Here is a 2,929-nt window from a genome sequence, read left to right as displayed (position 1 = left end):
CTTTTTCTATTTCATTTTGTACAGTAGTATTTGTTTTTCCAATCAGTGCTCTAAACTTATTTTCATAATCGAATTCTTTGCGTGCCTGTCCTACAAAGTCCAGCACCGTCAGCGCATCTTTCCCTTCATACAAGCGCAAGCCACGACCTAATTGCTGTAAGAAAATGGTTAAACTTTCGGTAGGGCGTAGAAACAACACTGTGTCAATTTCAGGTATGTCCACTCCTTCATTGAAAATATCAACCACAAACAAATAGTTGATTTCCTTCGCTTTAAATCTATGAATAATATCCACTCGGTCAATTGAGTTTTCCGAAGTTAAACATTCAGCAGCTAAACCTACATTTTCAAACTTCTGTTTCATAAATTTTGCATGCTTTATACTCGCACAAAACCCAATAGCCCTTACCTCTTTAAAGTCTTTTGTATAACTCTGAAGATTTTTAATGATATCTCTAACCCTAATATCGTTTGCTGTGAGCACATTGGTAAGTTCTTCCGTATCGTATCTTCCATTATTCCATTTGATTCTTGAATAGTCAACAGAGTCCGATATCCCAAAATACTGAAAAGGGCAAAGTAGTTTATTGTTTAATGCATCTGGTAATCGAATTTCTGCCGCAATACGATGGTTAAAATCTGTCAAAATATTTTTACCATCCATTCTTTCAGGAGTAGCAGTTAATCCTAATAAGATTTTTGCATGGTAGTAATTAATCACTTTTTGATAAGTTGATGCAGAAGCGTGGTGGACTTCATCCAAAATGATATAATCGTAATATTCCGGATTAGAAAAAGATTCTATTTGGTTGCTTAAAGTTTGTATGGTAGCAAATACAGCGTTTTTTTGAGTAGGAAGGTATCCATCTCCATACAGCTCTCCAAAGTTTTGATCTTTTAAAACATTCCTAAACGTATGTAAAGATTGTCGAAGTATTTCTATTCGGTGTGCTATAAAAAGGAATTTCGCTTGTGGATTCTCTTTTAGGTAAGCTTTAAAATCAAAGGCGGAAATCATTGTTTTTCCTGTCCCTGTTGCGGCCACAACCAAATTTCTATAAGAACTATGAACTGTACGCTCAATTTTTAATTTTTCTAAAATTTCGCTTTGATAATGGTAGGGTTTTAGATCGAAAAAATTCACTATTTCTTGAGTAGACTTTCCAATTCTACTTTGCAATAAAGCTTTTCCTAAATCTTCGAATTTTGAAGAATCGTATAATTCAAATTCTGGGTTGTTCCAATAACTCTCAAAGGTTTTTTGGAACTTGTCAATAATATGAGGAATCTCCTTAGTTGTTACTTTCACATTCCATTCTAAGCCATCTGTTAGGGCAGAACGTGAAAAATTAGATGAGCCTATATAGCCGGTATGGAATCCTGAGTTTCTGTAAAATAAATAAGCCTTGGCATGTAAGCGTTCGTTGTCATTATTATAGGAAACTTTTATTTTAGTATTCGGAAATTCGCTTAATTCTTGAATAGCTTTGGCGTCTGTTGCTCCCATATAAGTAGTGGTAATTACCCTCAATCTGCCACCCTTGTTTGTGAACTCTCTAAACGCATCTCTCAGAATTACAATGGCCTTCCATTTGATAAAAGAAACCAATAAATCCACTCTGTCTGCCGATAAAATTTCCTTTCTTAATTCTGAATCCAAAGACAATCCTTCATTTCCGCCAACAAATAAGGTGCTTTGTGTCAATCTTGTGGAAGGCATAATTTCTTTTAACTCCAACGAAAGATCGGTGTAATTTGAATTTAATTTATTTAAAATTCCTTCCAAAATCTTCCCTCCATCATAAACAAGATCATCCTTAAATTCGTAATTTTCTATTTCTTTAGATAGAAACTCTAAAAGTTTATTTGTAATCTCAATTTGTTTGCTAATTAAATCACTCTTTTTAGCTTTGATTAAATGGAGTGCATTTTGAAAAGCTTTATTAAAATGAAGTGATAAAAAATGAACTGCTTCTTCTGTGTCGAGGGGTTTTTCGTCAGCTACATAAAATTGTTCTCTATCAATTTCATTTAATTTCTGCTGAAGTGTTTCCGTAATTAAACTCTCGTAAATACCAATTTTCATAATTATAAACTCAAAACTTCATGGACAATTGGAATGTCAGCTGCAGCCCAGTCGTATTGCATTAAATTTTCTTTCTTTTCCCATCGAATCTCCTTGTGTTCAGTTCGTTTAAACGTTCTTGAACTGGTAGTGCATAAAAAGGGAATTAAGGTGATGGAGAAATTATCATAATGATGAATAACAGCGTTTAATTCATTTCCTATCTCAATTTCTATAGATAATTCTTCTTGTATTTCTCTTTTTAATGCTGCTTTTTTATCCTCACCTTTTTCTATTTTCCCTCCAGGAAATTCCCATTTTAAAGGCAGACTCATTTTGTTGCTTCTTTGAGCAATTAGAATTTTGTTGTCGTTTTTTATAACAGCACAAACCACCTTAATCATTTATATTAGCGTTTTTCATTAACAAATCTCTCGCTTCAACATTTAAAAGTTTAGCTATTTTGTATAAATCTTCAATGCTTGGTTGTCTTCTATTTTGAGCATATGAGTTTATCATATTGTAGCTTTTACCAAGTTTTTTGGCGAGCCAAACTTGCTTAATTCCTTTATCTTCTAAAACCACTTTTATTCGGTTCATTTTAATTGTTATCTAGTATTTCATCTGTTACAAAAATAACTTAATTTATTAACCCCATCTCAGTAAATGAGATAAAAAAAGCTCATTTAATGCAATAGCGTTGGTAAGAAAATGACTCTTTTGGTTTTTTGCGTTTGGCTTGTGTGTTGGAAAAACCAAATGTACCATTTACGGACTGATTTTTTATAGTTTTTTTGTGTCCGTGATTCGCTTCGCTTAATTGAGCGTTGGCAAAAATTGTTTTCCCGTGCGTTGGCAAAAAAA

At 33.1% G+C, this 2,929-nt stretch carries 4 protein-coding genes; all 4 read right to left on the bottom strand.

Annotated elements, in window-relative coordinates; genetic code table 11:
- A partial coding sequence (locus VNJ50_RS03135) for a DEAD/DEAH box helicase family protein (RefSeq protein WP_325578967.1) occupies nt 1-2,086 on the bottom strand: 2,086 nt, incomplete at its 3' end.
- A gap of 2 nt (nt 2,087-2,088) precedes the next feature.
- Nucleotides 2,089-2,469 (bottom strand): (deoxy)nucleoside triphosphate pyrophosphohydrolase, encoded by a 381-nt coding sequence (locus tag VNJ50_RS03130; protein WP_325578965.1) that lies wholly within the window; start codon nt 2,467-2,469, stop codon nt 2,089-2,091.
- A complete protein-coding gene (locus VNJ50_RS03125; RefSeq protein ID WP_325578963.1) occupies nt 2,462-2,665 on the bottom strand; it encodes a helix-turn-helix transcriptional regulator in 204 nt (67 codons plus the stop codon). The genes VNJ50_RS03130 and VNJ50_RS03125 overlap by 8 nt, the downstream gene beginning before the upstream one ends.
- 82 nt (nt 2,666-2,747) lie before the next feature.
- On the bottom strand, nt 2,748-2,929 hold a 182-nt coding region (locus VNJ50_RS03120), incomplete at its 5' end, for a hypothetical protein (RefSeq protein WP_325578961.1).

The organism is Gelidibacter sp. (assembly GCF_035577925.1).
Lineage (GTDB): Bacteria > Bacteroidota > Bacteroidia > Flavobacteriales > Flavobacteriaceae > Gelidibacter.
Note: the sequence above shows the minus strand (reverse complement) of the source record. Positions and strands in the feature narration are given on the sequence as shown.

Bases quoted from the DNA above. Each gene is read 5' to 3' on its own strand.
- VNJ50_RS03130 (WP_325578965.1), bottom strand. From the start codon at position 2,469: ATGATTAAGGTGGTTTGTGCTGTTATAAAAAACGACAACAAAATTCTA.
- VNJ50_RS03125 (WP_325578963.1), bottom strand. From the start codon at position 2,665: ATGAACCGAATAAAAGTGGTTTTAGAAGATAAAGGAATTAAGCAAGTT.